1 protein-coding gene is annotated in these 1,478 nt (G+C 34.9%); it reads left to right on the forward strand.

Translation table 11 applies throughout. From position 1 onward, the window contains the following. Nucleotides 1–46 precede the first annotated feature (46 nt). Nucleotides 47–1,441: an IS3 family transposase gene (locus tag PT281_RS07775; RefSeq protein ID WP_348635629.1), complete on the forward strand. Its 1,395-nt coding sequence runs from the start codon at nucleotides 47–49 to the stop codon at nucleotides 1,439–1,441. Nucleotides 1,442–1,478: the final 37 nt, after the last annotated feature.

A 1,478-nucleotide genomic window follows, 5' to 3' on the forward strand; every position in this document is an offset into this window, starting at 1 on the left:
TGATATGAACCCCGAAATTAGAACAAACTAATTTCGGGGTTTTACTATGGTTAAATTATCTAAACAAGACAAAATTGATATTTATAATTTATGGAAAAATAATCATATTGGTTCAAAAAAGCTAAGTGACAAATATGGGGTTAATAAAAAAGGTATCACCTATTTAATTGCTTTAATTGAAATGCATGGCTTTAAAATCTTAGACCAACCTCATGCTCGTTACTCGCTTGAGTTTAAAGAGCAGGCTATCAAGCGAATTATTGTTAATCAGGAAGCTATTTATGGAGTTTCTGTTGAATTAGGATTAAAAACTCCTAGTATGTTAACTAATTGGGTACGCTCTTTCAAAGAAAATGGGTATAATGTCGTTATTAAACCGAAAGGACGCCCTAAACATGAACACCAAAGACAAGCTGATCAAGCAGGAAAATCACCGCTTGAAGCAAGAAAACCAAGCCTTACGTCAAGCGAACTTGAAACTTACTGTCGAAAACGAATTTGTAAAAAAATTGCACGTCTTAGTCAACCAAAGGAACAAGAATCAAAAGCCGAAGAAATAGCTGCGGCAGTTACCCAGCTAAGACGTGAACTTAAAGTCAGTGTAACTTTTATTCTTGAAACTATTAATGACAATCCTGATCTGCCGCACATGTCGCGTAGTAATTATTATTACACCATTAATAAGACAGATAAAGATACTAAAAATCAGCCGTTAATGACCTTAATACGCAAAATATATGAAGATAACAAGCAGCGTTATGGCTACCGCCGTGTTGCTCAAACAATTCAAAATTTAGGTATTAAGGTTAATCATAAAAAGATCCAAAGATTAATGACTAAAATGAAATTATATGGTATTAGAATTAAGGGCTGGCGGAAATACAATAGTTATCGCGGCACTCAGGGACCAATTAAGCCAGATTTGATCCGGCGTAATTTTAGTGCTATTTTACCTGATCACAAATGGTATTCCGATGTCACTGAGTTCAACCTTAATGGTCAAAAAACATACTTGTCACCAATTATTGATGGCTGCACGCAGGAAATTATTTCTTACACGATTTCCCGCAGTCCTAATTTAAAGCAAACAATGGACATGTTAAAGTTAGCTTGGCAGAAACATCCAGCATTAAATGGCTTAGTCTTTCATACCGATCAAGGCTGGCAGTATCAGCACGCATCATTTCAGGCATGGCTTAAGAATCATGGTGTTGAGCAATCAATGTCACGTAAAGGGAATTCCTTAGATGATGGGTTAATGGAAGGCTTCTTTGGTATCTTAAAACGGGAAATGTTTTATGGTTTTGAGAAGAACTTTAAGAATCTAACTGAATTAGAACAAGCAATCAGAGAATATATTGACTACTACAATAACGAAAGAATCAAAATAAAACTAAAAGGACTAGCTCCGATAAAATATCGGGAACTAGTCCTAAGTTAAAATTTAATAATCTGTCCTAATTTTAGGGTTCAGATCA

It is taken from the genome of Lactobacillus sp. ESL0701 (assembly GCF_029433445.1).
Classification (GTDB): Bacteria; Bacillota; Bacilli; order Lactobacillales; family Lactobacillaceae; genus Lactobacillus.

What these genes read in the sequence shown, in the direction of transcription:
- PT281_RS07775 (WP_348635629.1), top strand. Translation starts at nt 47, where the DNA reads ATGGTTAAATTATCTAAACAAGACAAAATTGATATTTATAATTTATGG.